At 60.9% G+C, this 17,884-nt stretch carries 14 protein-coding genes; 6 read left to right on the forward strand and 8 right to left on the reverse strand.

Features of this window, described 5'->3' with window-relative positions:
- Positions 1–121 precede the first annotated feature (121 nt).
- Positions 122–565: a peptidylprolyl isomerase gene (locus DTF_RS0103300; RefSeq protein ID WP_027714163.1), complete on the forward strand. Its 444-nt coding sequence runs from the start codon at positions 122–124 to the stop codon at positions 563–565.
- Positions 562–1,098: a hypothetical protein gene (locus tag DTF_RS0103305; RefSeq protein WP_027714164.1), complete on the forward strand. Its 537-nt coding sequence runs from the start codon at positions 562–564 to the stop codon at positions 1,096–1,098. Before DTF_RS0103300 ends, DTF_RS0103305 begins: the two co-directional genes overlap by 4 nt.
- On the opposite strand, the gene DTF_RS0103310 is transcribed toward DTF_RS0103305, so the two are convergent.
- Genes DTF_RS0103310 through DTF_RS21670 form a run of 3 tightly spaced genes read right to left on the reverse strand, consistent with a single transcriptional unit; the run spans position 1,053 to position 7,497 of the window.
- Positions 1,053–4,415 carry an exodeoxyribonuclease V subunit beta gene (locus DTF_RS0103310; protein ID WP_027714165.1) on the reverse strand — a complete coding sequence of 1,121 codons (3,363 nt, stop codon included), beginning with the start codon at positions 4,413–4,415 and terminating at the stop codon, positions 1,053–1,055. The genes DTF_RS0103305 and DTF_RS0103310 overlap by 46 nt on opposite strands.
- The gene (locus DTF_RS0103315; protein ID WP_035055571.1) at positions 4,412–7,090 is read right to left on the reverse strand and encodes a PD-(D/E)XK nuclease family protein; all 2,679 of its coding nucleotides are present in this window, start codon (positions 7,088–7,090) and stop codon (positions 4,412–4,414) included. The genes DTF_RS0103310 and DTF_RS0103315 overlap by 4 nt, the downstream gene beginning before the upstream one ends.
- The gene (locus tag DTF_RS21670) at positions 7,090–7,497 is read right to left on the reverse strand and encodes a VanZ family protein (RefSeq protein WP_035055573.1); all 408 of its coding nucleotides are present in this window, start codon (positions 7,495–7,497) and stop codon (positions 7,090–7,092) included. Before DTF_RS21670 ends, DTF_RS0103315 begins: the two co-directional genes overlap by 1 nt.
- A gap of 190 nt (positions 7,498–7,687) precedes the next feature.
- Here DTF_RS21670 and DTF_RS0103330 point away from each other — a divergent pair, with 190 nt between their 5' ends.
- Positions 7,688–8,320 carry a 1-acyl-sn-glycerol-3-phosphate acyltransferase gene (locus DTF_RS0103330; protein WP_027714167.1) on the forward strand — a complete coding sequence of 211 codons (633 nt, stop codon included), beginning with the start codon at positions 7,688–7,690 and terminating at the stop codon, positions 8,318–8,320.
- A gap of 188 nt (positions 8,321–8,508) precedes the next feature.
- Here DTF_RS0103330 and DTF_RS0103335 read toward each other — a convergent pair whose 3' ends face one another.
- Entirely contained in the window at positions 8,509–9,336 is an 828-nt protein-coding gene (locus DTF_RS0103335) for an alpha/beta fold hydrolase (RefSeq protein WP_027714168.1), read from the reverse strand.
- On the reverse strand, positions 9,333–9,956 hold the full coding sequence (locus DTF_RS0103340) for a GPR1/FUN34/YaaH family transporter (RefSeq protein ID WP_027714169.1): 624 nt from the start codon (positions 9,954–9,956) through the stop codon (positions 9,333–9,335). The genes DTF_RS0103335 and DTF_RS0103340 overlap by 4 nt, the downstream gene beginning before the upstream one ends.
- Positions 9,957–10,449: 493 nt before the next feature.
- Here DTF_RS0103340 and DTF_RS0103345 point away from each other — a divergent pair, with 493 nt between their 5' ends.
- On the forward strand, positions 10,450–10,938 hold the full coding sequence (locus DTF_RS0103345) for an LEA type 2 family protein (RefSeq protein WP_027714170.1): 489 nt from the start codon (positions 10,450–10,452) through the stop codon (positions 10,936–10,938).
- An 18-nt stretch (positions 10,939–10,956) separates the two neighbouring features.
- Here DTF_RS0103345 and DTF_RS0103350 read toward each other — a convergent pair whose 3' ends face one another.
- On the reverse strand, positions 10,957–12,288 hold the full coding sequence (locus tag DTF_RS0103350; RefSeq protein ID WP_027714171.1) for a sigma-54 dependent transcriptional regulator: 1,332 nt from the start codon (positions 12,286–12,288) through the stop codon (positions 10,957–10,959).
- On the reverse strand, positions 12,285–13,853 hold the full coding sequence (locus DTF_RS21675) for an ATP-binding protein (RefSeq protein WP_051360821.1): 1,569 nt from the start codon (positions 13,851–13,853) through the stop codon (positions 12,285–12,287). The genes DTF_RS0103350 and DTF_RS21675 overlap by 4 nt, the downstream gene beginning before the upstream one ends.
- Before the next feature lie 245 nt (positions 13,854–14,098).
- Between DTF_RS21675 and nrfA the strand changes: the two genes are divergently transcribed.
- A complete protein-coding gene (nrfA, locus tag DTF_RS0103360; RefSeq protein WP_027714172.1) occupies positions 14,099–15,598 on the forward strand; it encodes an ammonia-forming cytochrome c nitrite reductase in 1,500 nt (499 codons plus the stop codon).
- Positions 15,599–15,907: 309 nt separating this feature from the next.
- The gene (locus DTF_RS0103365) at positions 15,908–16,414 is read left to right on the forward strand and encodes a hypothetical protein (RefSeq protein ID WP_027714173.1); all 507 of its coding nucleotides are present in this window, start codon (positions 15,908–15,910) and stop codon (positions 16,412–16,414) included.
- Positions 16,415–16,495: 81 nt separating this feature from the next.
- Here DTF_RS0103365 and DTF_RS27030 read toward each other — a convergent pair.
- Positions 16,496–17,884: copper-translocating P-type ATPase (locus DTF_RS27030; RefSeq protein ID WP_035055577.1), on the reverse strand; the 1,389-nt coding region annotated here is incomplete at its 5' end.

The following is a 17,884-nucleotide window of genomic DNA, read 5'->3' on the forward strand; positions in this document are numbered from 1 at the left end:
TCCCTCCGGGGTATCAAGGGGAACGTACTCGATTGATCCGGAATGCGGAATACGGAAGTCAGAAGGAGTCGAATCCGGTTCCGGATTTCCGCAGTATCACTTAAACGAAAGGACATACATCATGTATTATGCGGCCAAAGGAGATACGGTCAAGGTGCACTACACGGGAAAACTCTCTGACGGCACCTTATTCGACACATCCGAGGACAAGGCGCCGCTCAGTTTTATCATCGGCAAAAAAGAGGTCATCCCGGGCTTTGAAGAGGCTGTGGTCGGGATGGTTACGGGGGAGAAGAAGACCGTGTCCATCGCACCCGACAAAGCCTACGGAGAGTCCAGGGAAAACCTGGTGGAAACCGTCGAACGCGGCAATCTCCCTTCGGACGTGGAATTGAAAGTCGGGGGGCAGCTCGAAGTCACCCGACAGGACGGCAGCATCTTTCATGTCATGGTGACCGGTCTGGATAAAGACATGGTGATCCTCGATGCCAATCACCCTCTGGCGGGCAAGGAGTTGATATTCGATATTGCCATGCTGGAGATCAAGAAACTCGCCCCCAAGTGATCCGCCTGAAACGCATCCTGCTTTCCGGGAACCGGCGAATACTGTTCCTCGGCACCGCGATAGGGCTGTCAGCACTTCTGGCGGGGCTGCTTTTTTTGTGCCCCCCTCTTGCCGGGGCGGCTGAATCCCAGGAAGAATTCAACCTCGAAAAGGGCAGGATCAAGGAGGAGAATATTCTTAATCTCATCTTCGGGTCGGCACCGGCGATGCCGACCCAGCGGGGGATTCTGATCATCGACGCCTTTCACGACAGCAACGGCAACGGCCGGAGAGAGGAAGGCGAAGAGGATCTGCGGCAGGAGATCTTCTGTCTGGTTGACGATATCGAATACGACGTTCCGGCATTCATCCCGGGTCTTGATCTGGATGGCAGTTACCGGGTCCTCTGCGCCGGAGACGACTTCCAACCGAACGTGAGCGAGAAAAACGTGTTCGTCCGGAGGCGCGGCGAAATCATCCGGCTCGATCTCCCCTGCAGTTCCCTTCCTCATTCCACAGGCAGCTCACACCAGCCATCCACCAGCGGGAAATAGAGCGCCGCCCGCACGACTCTTTCTTCCTCCATTTGTCTGAACAGGGTCCGGTAGGCGGCAAGCTGGTCCCGGTAACGCTGCGTTTCCTGGTCGAAAAAGGTTTCCAGTCCCATTCCAAGAGGCTCACTGGTCTTGTAATCGATGATCCAGCGTGTGCCGTTTTCGACAAAAGTCCGGTCGACGGCGCCGCGAACCAGCCTGCCCTCGATCACTCCGGAGAGTCCAAGTTCACAGGCGGCTTCGGGGTGGGGCGAGAGCAGCCATCGGCCTCTCGGGCCGTCCAGTGTGGTCTTCAGCGCCCGCACCACCCTTGCTCCCCCGTCGGCGAGTTCGCCCGAGGGGATCCCGAGGGCATTCAATCGCCGCCGGATCTCCCCTTCTTCCGCGCGGATTCTCTCCACCGGCCATGCTTCAAGCCCTTCCCGGGCGATGCGTTCCAGGTAGGCGTGAGTCACCGTTCCGGCATGCCGGGCCGTTTCAGCCTCCCAGCCGGTGAATTCGCCGTGAAGATCTCCCTCCTTCTTTTCCGAAGGCTGGTTGACCGCGGCCGCGCACCGCACCGGCGCCGGCGTCAATTCGGGCAGCCGCCACTCGGCCGGCAGCCGCCGAATCGAGTTCCCGCCTCTGTCGGCGGCATCCGCAATGGCCTCCGGTCCGGAGGCTTCGGCGCCGGCGAACCGGGTTTCCACCACCGGCCACAGTTTCTTCAGCAGCGAGCCTGCTGCCGGCCGGCACTCGCCCTTGCCGTTGATTCCGGCATGTCCGAGAAGATGAAGGCGCTTTCTGGCCCGGGTGGCCGCGACATAGAGAAGACGCGTCACCTCCAGATCCTCCTTCTCCCGTTCCAGACGCCCGATGGCCGTATAGATCGGATCCTTGAAGCTGCCGTCCTTGGGGGAGAGGGGCGCCAGCAGCAGTCCGCTGTCGGGGTGCTCCAACCAGCGAAGAAGGGGCTGGTCGCCGCCCGCCGGGGATCTTCCAAGCCCGGGAAGAATAACGGTGTCGAATTCGAGTCCCTTCGACTTGTGGATGGTCATGACCTGCAGCCTTCCGTCCGCCCCTGCATCAGGCTCGGCAAAGAGTTTCCTCACGCATTCTTCCAGGGCATCGAGGGACTGCAGATCGCCGCCATGGTCGAGGCGCTCCAGCAGGGCAAATACCGCATCGATATCCTTCCCCTCCCCTTCCCCTACACAGGCCGGGCCGCCGAGTGCCAGCCAGCATCCTTCGACCAGGCGGCGAAGTCCCACGGCGCCGCGACGGGCCATCCCCCGGCGGAGAACCTGTCCGATGCGTTCGACCCGTCGGGCTCCGTCGGCGGAGAGCCGCTCCAGAACGACGGGATCGGCGAGCAGGCCAGGGATGGTCCGCGACGGGGCCGAACCGCACAGGGCATGCAGGTCGGACAGGAGCAGCCCGCACCACGGCGCCCGAAGGACCGCCAGCCAGGAAAGGCGGTCTGCCGGATGAAGGAGGGCACGGGTCAGGGCGAGGATGTCGCGCACGGCGGGGCGGCACTGGAGGATATCGATATCCCTGGCGGCATAGCGCATCCCCTCCTCCCGGAAGGCCCGGAGAATTTCCGGCAAGTGGGTCCGGCTCCGAACCAGCACCGCCACGGTCTCTTCGGGCTGCTCTTCCAGGGACTTGCGGACCAGCCGCGTCACTTCGCGGGCTTCGGCCGCATCGTCGCGGCCGGCAAAGGGATGGACCGTGCAGGCAGCTTCAGGCAGAGAAGGATGAACGGCGGCGGCCGGAGCATAGACGACGCCGCCGAGGGCCTCGTTCTCCCGGGAGGGAAAAAGTGTCGCGAAGGAGGCGTTGACCCATTCGACCACGCCCTGCTGGGAGCGGAAGTTGGAGCAGAGTGTCAGCGGCTCAAGAGAAACGCTCCCGATCCCCCGGGATCGCGCCCGGAGAAAGAGACCGACTTCGGCCTCTCGAAAGAGGTAGATCGACTGCATCGGGTCCCCGACCACGAAGAGGGTGCGTCCATCTCCCGGCATCCATCCTTCGGTGAGACTCTTGAGCAGATTGAACTGGAGATAGGAGGTATCCTGAAATTCATCGACCAGGATGTGACTGAGCCTGGCGTCCAGCTTCAACAGCAGATCGGAAGGGTTATCGGTGCTGCCCAGGGCCGCCCGGGCCTTCAGGGCGATCTCGGCGAAATCGGCCGTACCCTCCTGCTGAAAGGTCACCCACAGCTCGGCGGCCGCAAGGGGAAGGAGTTCGACCAGAGCCTGGAGAATCCCCCACTGGTCTTCGGGATAGATCGCCGGCGGCAGCTGCCTCACTTCTTCCAGCAGGCGTTCGACTTCCGGGTCCGCGGCCAGGCGCTCAAGAATCTCCTGCATCCGGGTCTTCATGACATGCGCCTCTCCTTTGCCGGGAGGAAAGCCGCAATTCTTGTCCAGACGTTTGCGAAGAGTGCCGGCGGAGGTCAGGAGCAGGTCGGAAAGTCCTAGCCAGCCCTGGAGAGTCTCGGCCCCGGCGGCGGGAAAGGTTTTCAGGCCCGTCAGGGACGCGAGCGGCCGGTCGCCGCCCTCCAGACAGGAGGCGGCGTAACGCCCCAGGCTCAGCAGATCGTCCCTCAGATGGAGAGGGATCGCCTGATGCGCCGCCGCCAGGGTCGCCTCGGCCAGATCGGCCAGGGATTTCTCCAGACACTTTCTCTGTTCATGGTGCTCGTCCCAGACCAGATGACGAAGCCACTGATCGCGCCGTCCGAGCATGCGCACCAGCATATCCCGCAGCAGGTCCATGCGGTTATCGAGGTGGTGCAGAACCCGGGCAACCTCGGCATCCCCCCTCTTCCCCGTTCCGAGGGAAGCCAGCAGCCTTTCGGCGGCCCGGCGGTAAAGCGCTTCAGGGTCTTCGGCCACTTCCGGCAGAGCGCCGAAGCGGGAGACCCAGGGCATGCGGCGAACCAGAGACGCGTTGAACGAGTCGATGGTCTGAATGGTCAGCAGCGAGGGGTTCTCGGCCAGGTTCCAGCCCTGTTTTCGATCCTGCTGCAATGCGGCGCGGGCCAGGTTCCAGGTGCGCCGGCCATGCTCGCTGTCGGGCTGCTGACCGGCTGCAGACTGGAGGGCCTGCAGCAGACGGGAGCGCATTTCGGCCGCGGCCTTGCGGGTGAAGGTGATCGCCAGAATTTCGTCGGGTCGGGCAACGGTGGCGAGCAGAGCAAGAAAACGCTGAATCAGCAGCTCGGTCTTCCCCGATCCGGCCGGGGCCTGGACGATGAACGAGCGGGTCGGATCGACAGCCAGGGAGCGCTCCGCGGCGTCGGCAATGACGGTCGTGAGGCCGCTCATTCGGTATCCTCCGAGAGCCGCGCAATCTCATCGATGCGGCAAAGGGGAAAGAGGTCGCAATACTGACAGGTTTTTTCCGGAATGACGGCCGCCTCGCCGCCGACGAACTCGGCGCCAAGCCCTTCGAGCTGGCTGCGCCAGCGATCCAGAAGTTCCGCCCAACCGGAGATGGCATGATTCCCGGCCTGTCTGGAGTCGGCGAACGCCTCCACTCCGGGGAGCAGATCCGCGCCGCGGGCGACCCCCTTCATTCCGCACTCGCCAGGGCGGACCCGGGCGAAGGCGATGGCGGCGAGAGTCTCACCGCCTTCACCGATTCCGTAAAGCGGGAGCTGAGGCTCGACCAGGCGGTCGCCGAAGAGATCGGCAAGATCGACCCGGCCGGTCTTGTAATCGAGGATCACCCGGCGGCCGTCGTTCAGCTCATCGATGCGGTCCACCCGGGTATCGATGATCAGACCGCCTATGGATTCGCGGCGCTTCGCCTCCGGTTTCCAGACCGTGAAGGGGGCCCGTTTCCTGTCCACCTCCTCGAGCCATTCACGAACGAGTCGGGCGAGCCGCCGGCGTTCAAGGGCGAGGAGAGCCGAGGAGGCCTCCCTTTTCCCTTCGCTGAACTGCTTGTCGATCGCCGCATCGATACAGGCCGCGATGCGTGCGACAAGGGACTGTTCATCCAGGGCGCAGAGATTGTCGTGACTTTCGGTGATTTTCCAGAACTCCTCCAGCACCCCGTGGAGAAGGGTCCCCCGGATTCCGGCGTCGAGGCCCACATCCGGCCGGTCGAAGGCCCTGGCGTGGAGCCGGTGGTGGGCGAAGGCCCGAAAGGGGCAGAGGGCCTGATCCTTGAGAATGCCGGTCCCCCCCGGGGGATTCTCGCCGGGCGGAAGAGCCGGAGCCTCCTCGTCGACGACCTTCTCGAAGGGGAGACACCGTTCACGAATGAGGGGGCCGGGAGCATTCGTCGGGGCCAAATCGATCATGCCGAGAGGCACCTGGGCGATCAGGGGACTTGGTCTGAGCTCGACATCCCCTTTGCGGCAGGGATGGCTGAGAACCACCTTCGGCGCCGCGGCAAAGAGCCGGCGAATAGTTCGACGGGCGAAATCGAGTTCCCTTACTGGATCGGCATGGGGCATGCCCTGCGCCACCTGAAGGGCAACCGGAATGAAGGGATTTGGCCGGGCCGGCGCAGGAGCGACCTCGTCGGTGAGTCCCATGACCCAGAGATGGTCGAAGTGCAGGCCGGCTGATTCCAGAAGGCCGATCACCCGGACCGGACCCTCCGGGGTTTCGGGCTGGAATTCCGTCTCCTGGGCCAGGCGCCGCAGCAGCGCGACGGCTTCTCCACGATCCAGGGGCGGGCAGACGGAATCCAGGGCGACCATGGCCGGCAGCACCTTCTCCCGCCAGGCCTTGTGCACCTGGTATTCGAAGCTGCTCAAGGGGCGCTCCCCAGGCCAGCCGACCTGTTCCAGCAGCCGGGAGAAGTGGACGACCCATTCGCCCGGAGTGCGTTTTGCGCCTTCGCCGAGGCTTTTTGTCACGGCTTCGCAAATCCCGACCATCCGCGGCAGGGTTCCGTTCTCTTCCCCCCCTCTTCCGGCAGCAAGGTTTCTGAGCCGGGACAGACTTACCTCCGGGGACCTTCCTGATCGAAGGTCCCGATCGAGGGCGGCGCGGCTGTTGCTTTCGGCTAAGCCGCCGCCGAGGTAAGGAGTGCGCAGAAGAAAACCGAGGGCCTCGACGGGGGATCGCGGCTGGAGGGCGAGAATCTCCAGCGCTGCGGTCACCAGGCCCTGCCCGGCCATGGGGGCGCCGAGAGAGAGGCTAAAGCGCGCCTCTTCCTCGACAAGCCCCGGAAGGACTTCAGGATCGATCTCCTCGCTGAAAATCCGCTCGATATCGTTGCGGTAGTCCTGCAGCCGCGGCACGACGACACCGATCCGTTCCCGGCCGTTCTCCAGCAGATGCCGCACCCAGCGGGCGGCCCGGCGCACCTCGTCGACGGCATCGTCGGAAGGGATGCGAATCGACTCGCCGCGGATTTCCTCGCGGGGGGAGATCTCCTCGACGGCACTTCCACTATCCTTCAGGGCTGCGGCGAGCCGGCATATCTGGGGAGGGATTTCATCGAACCCGACCAGAAGGACTCGGGGCGGAGCCGGGATCTCCTTCCGGCGCAGGGCTACGCCCATACGATCGGGCAGGTCCGCGGCATCGAGCCAGTCTCCGGTCGCCAGAGCCTTTCTGAACCGCTGGCGCCAGCGAAGAAAAGCTTTATGGTCCTCGGTCAGCGGAAACCCGGCAGGATCGGCATCGTATTCGATCAGAATACGGTGCGCCTGCATGGCCCGCCGAGCGGTGGCGCCTGTCTGGAGAAGGTTCTGCACGTCTCCTGCGGAATCGGCCCCGATCGTCTCTTCCCAGAGGCGAAGAATGGAGAAATCACTGAGAAGTCGTCCCTCTTCGCCGAGAAGGGCCAGGCAGCGTCGCATCCACCCGTCGATGCTGCATATCTCCGGAGTTTTCCATGCGGCCCTCCCCTCCTGCTGCATGAAAGCATCGAACAGGGCATGCAGATGTCGGGAGAGACGGTTGTTGACGGTCAGAACCAACTCCCCGCTGGCGGCGGCTGCGATGACCGTTCGATGATGCTCCAATGGCAGATCCATTAAGGTTTCCTTCCCTCCAACAGGCGCAGCCACACAAAGGCCCCCGTCAGGGAGACTCCTATCCCGCAGACGTTGGCAACCATGTCCTCGAATTCGGCCTGTCGGACTTCGGTCAGCAGACCCTGGGCGATTTCCATCAGCCCCCCGTAAGCAAGGGCGAAGGCGGCGGCTGCAAACCAGCCGCGACAGGGGGTCCGGGAAAACAGAACGAAGACCCGTCCGGCCAGAAGGGTCATCAGCGCGTAAGCTCCCGCATGCCGCATCTTGTCCCAGGACAGAAGGAAGTAATCGGAAGGAAGGCGCGGCAATTTCGGGGTCAGGGACAGCCAGAGAACCCCTCCAACCCAGAGTACAAGGGCGAGAATGCGAAGCGCCGCGCACGTTCGGCAAAATTCAGAATGATTCATGGAGTCCGTTCCTTGGTGATCGGAAACAAAATAACCCATTTCGCCGATGAACAAAAGGTCAAAGACCATGACCGCGGGATTGCCGTCGGAGGATCACTTATGGTATATATCCCTGCCGGCTGAAATGAATAGGTCGCATAGGACCCATAGGACCTATAAGACCTATTATTCTTCTTCCCAGAGGTGCTTTTTGAAGATATCACTCCTACGTCGGTGCTGGAGCACTCTCACCGCCTTTGTCATCGGATTCTACGCCTCGGTTCTCAACCGCTTCCGTATCGAGGGGGCCGAAAACATCCCCCGCTCGGGGGGGGTGCTGATCGCATCCAATCACATCTCGGGATATGAGACGGTCTTTCTGCCTTGGGCAGTGATCAGAAGCTTCCCCTTGCAGATGGTCTGGGCGCCGGCCAAGGAGGAACTGTTCAGGAATCCCTTCCTCGGTTTTCTGTTTCGTTCCTGGGGGGCTTTTCCGGTCAGGCGGGGACGGGATGTGCGGGCGGGAAAAACTCTCAACGATCTGCTGCGGACGGAAAAGGTGATGCTTTTCCCAGAGGGGACCCGGCACAAGGACGGCGTTCTGGGGAAGGGAAACCGCGGAGTGGGCAAGCTGATTTACGATACCCGGCCGGTGGTGATTCCCGCGGCCCTGACGGGATTGAACCGCTGGGAATTCCCCCGTGTCGGACAAAAAGCCGGAGTTGCCTTCGGTGCTCCCCTTGATTTCTCAGACCTGTACCGGCAGGAGGACTGCAAGGAAACCCATGTCCTCATTGTGGATCGAGTCATGGAAGCGATCGGCGCTCTCTTGCGAGAGGGCTGAGGAAAAACGCCCATCTGCGGCGTTGCTTTCATCCCTCGTCAACGACGTACCTTTCAGGTACGCCTTATTCCTCCGGATTTCAAGCGCCTTGCATCTGAGCATTTTTGCTCAGCCCGAAAAACTCGAGATCCAGACCTTCCGATTTCCTCTGATTCCCAGCGCCTCAGCGTTGAAGCCTTTTTCCCGGATCAGGCGACCTTGCGCCAATCGGCATGCCGGTATACGGCCAGGCTGCCGAGGAAATCGAGAAGGCAGCGATTGAACTCCTCCGGACGTTCCATATTGACCAGGTGCCCCGCTCCGGGAATGATGCAACTGGTGCAGCAGGGCAGAGCGGCGGCAAGAAACCGGCTGTGTTCGGGTTTGACGCTCCGGTCGCGTTCCGCGCCGACAACCAGGGCAGGTCGGTCGAGATACCTTGCCGGAGTCGCATAATCCATCCTGTTTCGCATGGCCAGAAGCCCTGCGGTCAGAGCGTGCGAATCCGTGGAATCCATCCAGCGTTTGACGTTTTCGAATAGTGCCGGCTGAGTCTTCATGGTCCCCTCGGCAAACAGAAGACCGGCCAGATGATCGATGACCTGCGGCCGGTCTCCTTTCACCACCTTCTCAGCCAGTTCTGCCCCGCGGGCCTTCTCCACCATGGTGTCGGCCCCGCTGCGGGTGGCGAAGAAAGCTGCCGCCATGGCCCGCGACCTGAACCGCTCCAGCAGATTGAACAGAACATATCCCCCCATGGACATCCCTCCGAAAACGGCACGGCCAATTCCGAGGTAATCCAGAAGGGCCACGACATCATCGGCGTACTCGGAGATTTCGCAGGAGGCCTCGGCTTTGCTGCTTTCACCGAATCCGCGCAGATCAGGAACAATGACCCTGTATCCGGCGGTGACAAGGGGAGCGATCTGGGGGTCCCACATGCGCCTGGAAAGGGGAAAATCATGAAGCAGAACCACTGCCGGCCCGCTGCCGATATCATCATAGCCGAGCGTGATGCCGTTAACGGTCGCTTTCATCTTCCTTTCCTCCCAATTGAATATGTATCACCCTGATGTCCCTGCCCTTTTTCAGACCGGTTCCGGACAAAGCCGACCACGACCGCATCGATTCCAAACAGGATCCCGACATATCCGGATGTCGTCTGCATGGGATTGCTTTGGGTCGCGGCGCCTGCCGCGGCCAGAAGAAGGAACGACGCCAGAAATCCGAACATCACGCGCATGGACCGGTTGTTTTTGGCAAAAGACCTGAACAGGACGATGCTGAAAATCCCCCAGATGGCCAGGTAGGCGGAAAGAGCCTGCGCTTGCGGCGAGGCCCCCTGTCCGGCACGCGGAAGTATCACCAGAGGGATGAGGGATAGCCAGAAGAGACCGTAGGCGGCAAAGACGGTGGCGCTGAAGATGTTTCCCCTTCTCCAGTCCCGGGCCGCGACCAGAAGCTGCCCCAGCCCGCCGCAAAGCGTCAGCAGAAGCAGAGCCCCAGCTGCGGGTGGAACGATCTCGGCGTCGCACAAGCTCACAGCGAGGGCCGTGATTCCCAGGACGACCAGGCCCGGAGTACCCAGAACAGCGGGTTCGACCGGACTGGTCGGAAGCGAGTGCCCGGCTCTTTCGGCAGTGATTATTCCCATCATTTTTCCTCTCTTTCGATGGTTCCGTCTGCATGGGGTGAGGTCGGGGAACGTCCCTCAACGTAAGACCCGACCTCACCCAAAACCTTCAGGAGTGACGCTCTGTTACAACAGCAACTCGTATACCAATGTTTTAGAAACTTCGTACAATTCTGTAAATAGCTGTTATTACAGTCAGTTGAAATGAGAGCCTGCACTCAATGGAGAATTAAGGGGTGAGGATATTTGCAGAGCCGCAAAAAGAAAGAAGGAATTCGTAGAAGCGGAACAAGCCCGGCGATACGATTATCGTGAGTGACCTTTATATTTACGCTTACTTACAGGAAATTATCCTACCAGAACGATTTTTGCATTAATGCAAAACATTTTTATCCATCTTTGCGCTCTTGCGAATCGTCGAACGCGCCCATCCGGGTAGTCCGGAGATAAAACAACTGTTATATTGATAAAAAGGTATAATCCGTTTGGACCGGAGCGAATCCGGGGAGGTTACGTGATGTCGATTCCTGCAAAACCGTTTGCCGACCGCCTGAGATTGAGAGTTCTTGTGCTGATGCTGCCTTTCGTGGCCGCCTGCACCATAGTGCGGCCGCTTCCCCCCGAGGTGAGCCTCCTCAATCTGGAGGTAACGGCTCTCTCCCTCAGCCACGCCACGTTGAGTGCCGATCTTCAGATATTCAATCCCAACGGGATAGCTGTCACCCTCAAGGAAGTCGATTATGTCCTGCGGCTGAATGATGTGGTGGTATCGAAGGGCCAGTCCATGGAGAAGGTCCGCATCGGAGCCGGAGAATACGGCGTTGCCACCCTGAGGCTTTCCAGTGCCTATTACGACCTCTGGCGCGTCCTGAAGCAGGCCAGTAAAGACGAGGACGTTGAGTTTGATCTGAAAGGATTGGTGAAGGTGGGAGGTCTCGGCGTTCTGAACAAGACCTTTCGTTTTGACCGTGCGGGGAGCATCCCACTGGAGCAGATAAAGCCGTAATTTCCCCCTGCCCCGGATTTACAGCCCGTACTGCTTCATCTTCTCCCAGAGATTTTTCCTGCTGATCCCAAGGAGAGCGGCGGATTCCGTCTTGCTGCCGCCGGCCTTTTTCAGCGCCCGCTGAATGCACTTCCTCTCGGCGTCCGCTACGGCGGCCGCGAGATTGTCTTCTTCGCTTACTCCGCAATAGCCGCCGCGAATTTCCGCAGGCAAGTCCCAGAGTTGGATTTTCGGGGCAGGGGCGAGAACGGTAACCCGCTCCATGACATTACGAAGTTCGCGCACATTGCCGGGATAGGAATACTGCTCCAGTGCCCGACGCGCATCCTCCGAGAGCTGGAAGGAAAGCCCTCTTTCGCGGCCGAACTCCTGTAGAAAGTAATCGGCCAGTTCGAGAATGTCGCCTTCCCTCTCCCTGAGGGGGGGGACCTCCACCGGAATCACCTGCAGCCTGTAGAAGAGGTCCTGACGGAAACTGCCCTTCCGCACTTCTTCTGCAAGATCCTTAGCCGTGGCGCAGACAACCCTGACATCCAGGGGAATGGTGTTCTTTCCCCCCACCCTCTCGATCTCCCGCTCCTGCAGAACCCGCAACAGCTTTACCTGCAGATCAAGGGGCATGTCGCCGATCTCGTCCAGCAGAATGGTCCCGTGGTCCGCCAGCTCGAATTTTCCGACGGCTGGCTTGTCGGCGCCGGTGAAGGCGCCTTTTTCATGGCCGAACAGCTCCGATTCCATCAGTCCTGCGGGTATCGCCGCGCAATTTACCCGGACGTAGGGCTTGTCGGCCCGGCGGCTTTCGTAATGGATGGCCGCCGCCACCAGTTCCTTGCCGGTGCCGCTTTCCCCCTGGATCAGGACCGAAGCGTCCGACAGAGCCACCTGACTGATGACTCGAAGCATTTTCTGCATGGGGGCGCTCGAGCCGATGATCGGCCGGCGCAGGCCGCAGCAATATTCCAGCGACACGCAGCGAGCCTTGATGGTCTGCATTTCAAACAGACGGTTGATGCGAAAGGTCAGGTCGTCGAGATCGAAAGGCTTGAGAATGTAGTCCGCAGCTCCCTTCTTCAGGCAGTTTACCGCGTTGTCGGTGCTGCCGTGGGCGGTCATCACGACCACCTCCGTGCGCGGAGCCAGCCTCTTCACTTCGGCAAGCAGGGCCTCGCCATCCATCCCCGGCATCCGGATGTCGGAGAGGACCAGCTCATACCGGTTCTTTTTCACCAACTCCAGGGCCTCTGTTCCGGTCGATGCTTCATCGGCCAGCCACCCCAGACTGCGCAGGTGGTCGAGGACGGTGATGCGCATGATCTCTTCATCTTCGGCGACAAGGATTCGCGGAATCATGGTTTGCTCCCTCCTGCGGTTACGGGTTCAGCCGTCAGAGGAAGGGTGACGGTGAAGATCGCTCCCCCTTCTTCCCCGTTTCGGACCGTCAGCTCCCCGTCCATGCGCTTTACCAGCGAATGGGAGACGGAGAGCCCCAGGCCGGTTCCCTCCCCGACCTCCTTGGTCGTGAAGAACGGTTCGAAGATCTTGTCCATGTGATTCGGATCGATCCCCGGTCCCGTATCGGCAATCTCGATGAGCAGTCGACCGTCTTCAAGGCGGCTCGTCGCCCTGAGCGTGCCTCCTTTTTCCCCCATGGCCTGAACCGCGTTGCCGGCCAGATTCATCACCACCTGACGCAGGGCCTCCATGCCGACTGAAAGCGGTTTCTTCACTCCGAGCCGCAGATCCACCGTGACGGCCCGCAGTCCCATGCAGGTCAGTTCCAGACTATCGCGAATCATCTCGTCGACATCGCCCCGTCGAAGCTCAAGCGGCTCCTTACGGCCGATATTCAGCAGCTGCTGAACCGTTCCCTTGATCCGGTCCACCCCCTGAGAGAGCAGATTCAGGTAGCGGGCCTGCAGCTCCGGCTGGTCCTGGCTTCTTTTCATCGTCTGAATGCAGTTCTGCATCCCTCCCAGGGGATTGTTGATCTCATGGGAGATCCCCGCGACGAGCCGCCCGAGGGCCGCCTGCTTCTCACTCTGGAAGACCTGCTCGCGGGTGGCGTCCAGTTCCTCCTGGGAGCGTTCGAGGCGGCGGCACAATTTGCGGTAATGGCCGGCCAGCGCGCCTATTTCATCGTCTTCTTCAGGCGGCAGAGGGCTTTCCGTGCTGCGCCGCTCCGGATATTGGTCCATTTCCCGGGCCAGGATCTTCAGCCGTTTGGCCACCAGAATGTCGAAGAGAAAAAAGATCGTCAACGAAACGATGACGATGGTGGCCAGGGCGATATTCAACAGCATCCGGTTGTTGGTGCTGATCTCGGCGAAGGCGAGTTCCATCGGAATGGTCACATTCATCCCTCCCCGGATGTCGCCGAGCTCGTATCCCTGGTCCCCATGGCACTGCAGGCAGTGGCTGTCCACCTTCAGGGGAGCCATGTACCGCAGGCGATGCTTCCCCTCCACCTTCTCGATCTGCACCGCCTCCGGGAGCCCCTGTTCGAACCTCTTCAGGGTGCGCCGTTCGAATTCATCGGGAGTATTTGCAGGATTCACCGGCTTGAGGCTGGTGACGTTGAACTGCCCCATCCCTTCCCTGGCAGCATAGACGGAGAGCTCGCGGGTGACCATGGCAGGATTGCGCATGACCAGCCAGTTCCCCTGCGCATCCTGGATCTGCCCGTTTTCGAGAAAAGGATTGCTCTCGACCCCGGGCGCCTTCATGAAGAAGAGGCCGTTATGGTCCGCAACCCACTGCCGGGTGATGCGGATCTGATGGAAGAGCATCTTGGCCTGGCGGGTGGCCTGTTCCACGACCAGCTCCTCCTGAAAGCTGGAGGTGCGGTAAAAGGTGACGCCGTAGGAGCAGAAGATCACCAGCCCGATGAGAAGAATGAATTTCGTTCTTAGCTGCATCCGAAAAACCCTCCGCTGGGGGCAGGAGTTCATCTCCTTCCGGAATTAATCGGGAAGAAGACCGTTACTGTACGGTAACACAAAGGAATGTTGAACGCTACTACATGGTAACAAACGGGTCAAGCTAAAATCTTGATATACCTGAAATAATGGAGATTTTATCCTGGCACACCCATTGCTAAGCAAATAGATGAACTCAAAACAAACATCCGCTTCAACGTGAACTCAAAAAAGGAGAATCGAACATGAAGAAATCGTGGCTCATGACCATCGCATCGGTGCTCATCACGGTCCCCCTGCTGCTGCTGGCGGTTTCCGTCAAGGAGAATACGGCCGGGCAAACCGTCAACCCCGCCCCGGACATCAAAAAGCTCGAACCGAGAAGTTCCGAATGGGGAAAGTTTTTCCCGCGACAGTACGAATCCTACCTGAAGACCGGCCAGAGCGATGAAATCAAGGATGTCCTGAAAAACGAGCCCGCCCTGGTGGTCATGTGGGCGGGGTACGGCTTCTCCAAGGATTACAACGCGCCGCGGGGCCACTATTATGCCCTGGAGGACAATATCAATACCCTGCGAACCGGAGCCCCCCTGAATCCGCAGACCGGCCCCATGCCAACGGCCTGCTGGACCTGCAAATCCCCGGACGTCCCCCGGTTGATCGAAGAAAAAGGAGAACTTGACTTTTTTACCGGAAAATGGGCGCGGCATGGCGGCGAGATCGTGAATACCATCGGCTGCGCCGACTGCCACGACAGCAAGACGATGGAGCTGACCGTGACCCGCGATTTCCTGAAACGGGGCCTCGACGCGGAAGGCAGCCTGAAGTTCGCCGATGCGTCCCATCAGGACATGAGATCGCTGGTCTGCGCCCAGTGCCATGCCGAATACTACTTCAAGAAAACCGAGTATACCGACGACAAGGGTGAAAAACAGACGGCCGGTGTGGTCACCTTCCCCTGGGACAACGGCATGTCAGCCGAAGACATCGAACAATACTACGACCAGAGAGACTTTTCCGACTGGACCCACAAGGTAAGCAAGACTCCGATGCTCAAGGCCCAGCATCCCGGCTATGAAATGTTCGTCACCGGCGCTCACGGCAAAAACGGCGTCTCCTGTGCCGACTGTCACATGCCGTATGTAAAAGAAGACGGCGCCACTTATTCCAGCCACCAGGTCGGCAACCCGCTGGAGAATATCGAGAATACCTGCCTGAACTGCCACGATAAATCCGAAAAGGAATTCCGTGAGACGGTGGCCGGAAAACTGGAGCGCAAAGAGGAACTCTCCCGCATCGCCATGGATGTGCTGGCCAGAGCTCACCTCGAGGCGGCCAAGGCCTGGGAACTCGGGGCGACGGAAGAAGAGATGAAGCCGGCCCTTCAGGACATCCGCCACGGCCAGTGGCGCTGGGATTACGCGATCGCCTCCCACGGATCCTTCTTCCACGCACCCGAAGAGACCCTGCGCGTCCTGGGAAGCGCCATCAACAAGGGGCAGGAGGCCCGCCTCAAGCTGCGCACCGTCCTGGCAAAATACAAGGCGGCCGACTACCAGGCCCCCGACTTCTCCACCAAGGAGAAGGCTCAGCAGATCGTCGGTCTGCCCTTCGAAAAACTGGTGGAGGAGAAGGAGCAATTCCTGAACGGCCTCAAAGGGCAGTGGTTCGAGGACGGAAAGGCTAAAGGCATCTACGATCCGAAGTCGAGGGAAGGGATGAAACTCAAGACCTCCTACAACTGAAAAAACGCAGGCTGACTGCCTGACGTGAAAAACCGGCCCTGTCCGCATGTCGCGGGCGGGGCCGGTCTGTTTTCATCCCTGACGAGCAGCTTCGCCGGGTTTAAAAAGTATTACTCCGGAGGCTGTCCCTTTCCTTCCTTTCTCAGTTCCCCAGCGGCTGGAATCAACCATCGTCACACCAATTATCGTAAAGGCGGAGTTCAGAAATGAATTCCGCCTTGTTTTTGGTTCGGGGGACTTTGGTATAAAGTATAGGGTAAGAGAAGCAAAGCCGCATATTCCCTGAGCCGCATCGGGAGGAGATCGCGGATGAAAGAGCGTCGCGTCGAGGTCAACGACCTCATGCAGACCGGCTACGTCTACTACCTCACCGAACCGAAGGGGGAAAACTTCCACCCCGATTTCCGACCGGAACTCACTCCGAAGGAGATGCTGGAACTCGGCGTATTCGGCGGCAAGTACATGACCGACTGCCGGAACGAGTTCCCCTCCGACTGGTTCAAGAATGCCCGCCTCTGCCCTAAACGGCATGACCCCGACCTGAACTTCTTCGGGGTCAACGCCTCGCAGCCCTTGTCGGTGTGGCGGCGCAAGGGATGGATCTACGAGGAGGATCCCCGCGGCTGGTTCCAGTGGTACTGCCGTTACTACCTGGGACGGCGCTGTCCCGACGACGACCGGCAGATCAGGCGGTGGAAGGCGATGCGCCGCCATGTGGCCCAGATCAGGGCCCACTGCCATCCCGGCGATCTTCACTGCCGCACCCGGCAGAGACAGGCCCTGCTCCACTGGGCCTACGATTCGCGAAAAATCTGAGAGGGAAATTGTCACGCCGGGCGTCCGACGGAAAGGACCGCCGGAACCGTGAGCCCTGCACCAGTTCGCCGGAAAAAGCTTTCACAGGCTTACCCTCCGCAGCCGCAACGCATTGCTCACCACCGAAACCGAACTCATGCTCATCGCCGCCGCGGCGATCATGGGGCTGAGGAGCAGTCCGAAGTAGGGGTAAAGAACGCCGGCGGCGATCGGCACGCCAAGGGCGTTGTAGATGAAGGCGAAGAAGAGGTTCTGCTTGATGTTGCGCATCGTCGCCTCGCTCAATTTCCTGGCCCGCACGATGCCGCGCAGGTCTCCTTGCATCAAGGTGACGCCGGCGCTTTCCATGGCCACGTCGGTGCCGGTTCCCATGGCGATCCCCACCTCCGCCTGGGCAAGGGCCGGAGCGTCGTTGATGCCGTCGCCGGCCATTGCCACCTTGCGCCCCTCCTGCTGAAACTTCTTCACCACCTCGGCCTTGCGCTCCGGCAGGACCTCCGCTTCCACCTCGTCCAGCCCCAGCTTATCGGCAACGGCCTGCGCCGTGGTGCGGCTGTCTCCGGTGAGCATGACCAGGCGCAGCTCCTCGGCATGCAGCCCCCGGATCGCCTCAGGGGTGCTCTCCTTGATCGGGTCGGCCACACCGAGCAGCCCGGCAATCCGCCCGTCGACGACGACGAACATAACCGTCTGCCCCTCGCCGCGCAGCGTCTCGGCCTCCCGCGCCAATTCTCCCGGCTCGATCCCCAGGTCCCGCAGCAGGGCCCGGTTTCCGAGCGCCACCTCCCCTTCCTCCACCCGCCCCGTTACCCCCTTGCCCGTGATCGCCTTGAAGTTCTCCGCCCGGTCCGGTTCGATCCCCTTCTCCTGGGCTCCGCCGACGATGGCCGCCGCCAGAGGATGCTCGCTTCCCCTCTCAAGGCTCGCCGCCAGGCGAAGGATCTCGTCCTCTGCAAAACCTTCGGCCGGACGGACGGCTACCAGCCTCGGCTTCCCCTCGGTCAGGGTGCCGGTCTTGTCCAGCACCAGGGTGTCGACCCGGCGCATGACCTCGATGGCCTCGGCATTCTTGAACAGCACTCCCATCTGGGCGCCCCGGCCGGTGGAGACCATGATCGACATGGGCGTCGCCAGACCGAGGGCGCATGGACAGGCGATGATCAGCACCGCGACGGCATTTACGATGGCGTGGGCCATTCGCGGCTCGGGTCCCCAGACCCCCCAGACCAGGAAGGTGAGAACGGCCACCGCCAACACCGTCGGCACGAACCAGGCCGCCACCCGGTCGGCGAGTTTCTGGATCGGCGCGCGGCTGCGCTGCGCTGCGGCCACCATCTGCACGATCTGGGCGAGGACCGTCTCCGCTCCTACCCTCTCAGCCCGCATCACCAGTGAACCGTCGCCGTTGACAGTGGCGCCGACCAGCCGGTCCCCCGGCGTCTTCTCCACCGGGATCGGCTCCCCCGGGGT

The sequence above is a fragment of the Desulfuromonas sp. TF genome (assembly GCF_000472285.1).
Taxonomy (GTDB): domain Bacteria; phylum Desulfobacterota; class Desulfuromonadia; order Desulfuromonadales; family ATBO01; genus ATBO01.

Coding starts and splice junctions, on each gene's coding strand:
- DTF_RS0103300 (WP_027714163.1), top strand. CDS start 122: ATGTATTATGCGGCCAAAGGAGATACGGTCAAGGTGCACTACACGGGA.
- DTF_RS0103310 (WP_027714165.1), bottom strand. CDS start 4,415: ATGAGCGGCCTCACGACCGTCATTGCCGACGCCGCGGAGCGCTCCCTG.
- DTF_RS0103315 (WP_035055571.1), bottom strand. CDS start 7,090: ATGGATCTGCCATTGGAGCATCATCGAACGGTCATCGCAGCCGCCGCC.
- DTF_RS21670 (WP_035055573.1), bottom strand. CDS start 7,497: ATGAATCATTCTGAATTTTGCCGAACGTGCGCGGCGCTTCGCATTCTC.
- DTF_RS0103335 (WP_027714168.1), bottom strand. CDS start 9,336: ATGAAAGCGACCGTTAACGGCATCACGCTCGGCTATGATGATATCGGC.
- DTF_RS0103340 (WP_027714169.1), bottom strand. CDS start 9,956: ATGATGGGAATAATCACTGCCGAAAGAGCCGGGCACTCGCTTCCGACC.
- DTF_RS0103345 (WP_027714170.1), top strand. CDS start 10,450: ATGTCGATTCCTGCAAAACCGTTTGCCGACCGCCTGAGATTGAGAGTT.
- DTF_RS0103350 (WP_027714171.1), bottom strand. CDS start 12,288: ATGATTCCGCGAATCCTTGTCGCCGAAGATGAAGAGATCATGCGCATC.
- DTF_RS21675 (WP_051360821.1), bottom strand. CDS start 13,853: ATGCAGCTAAGAACGAAATTCATTCTTCTCATCGGGCTGGTGATCTTC.
- nrfA (WP_027714172.1), top strand. CDS start 14,099: ATGAAGAAATCGTGGCTCATGACCATCGCATCGGTGCTCATCACGGTC.
- DTF_RS0103365 (WP_027714173.1), top strand. CDS start 15,908: ATGAAAGAGCGTCGCGTCGAGGTCAACGACCTCATGCAGACCGGCTAC.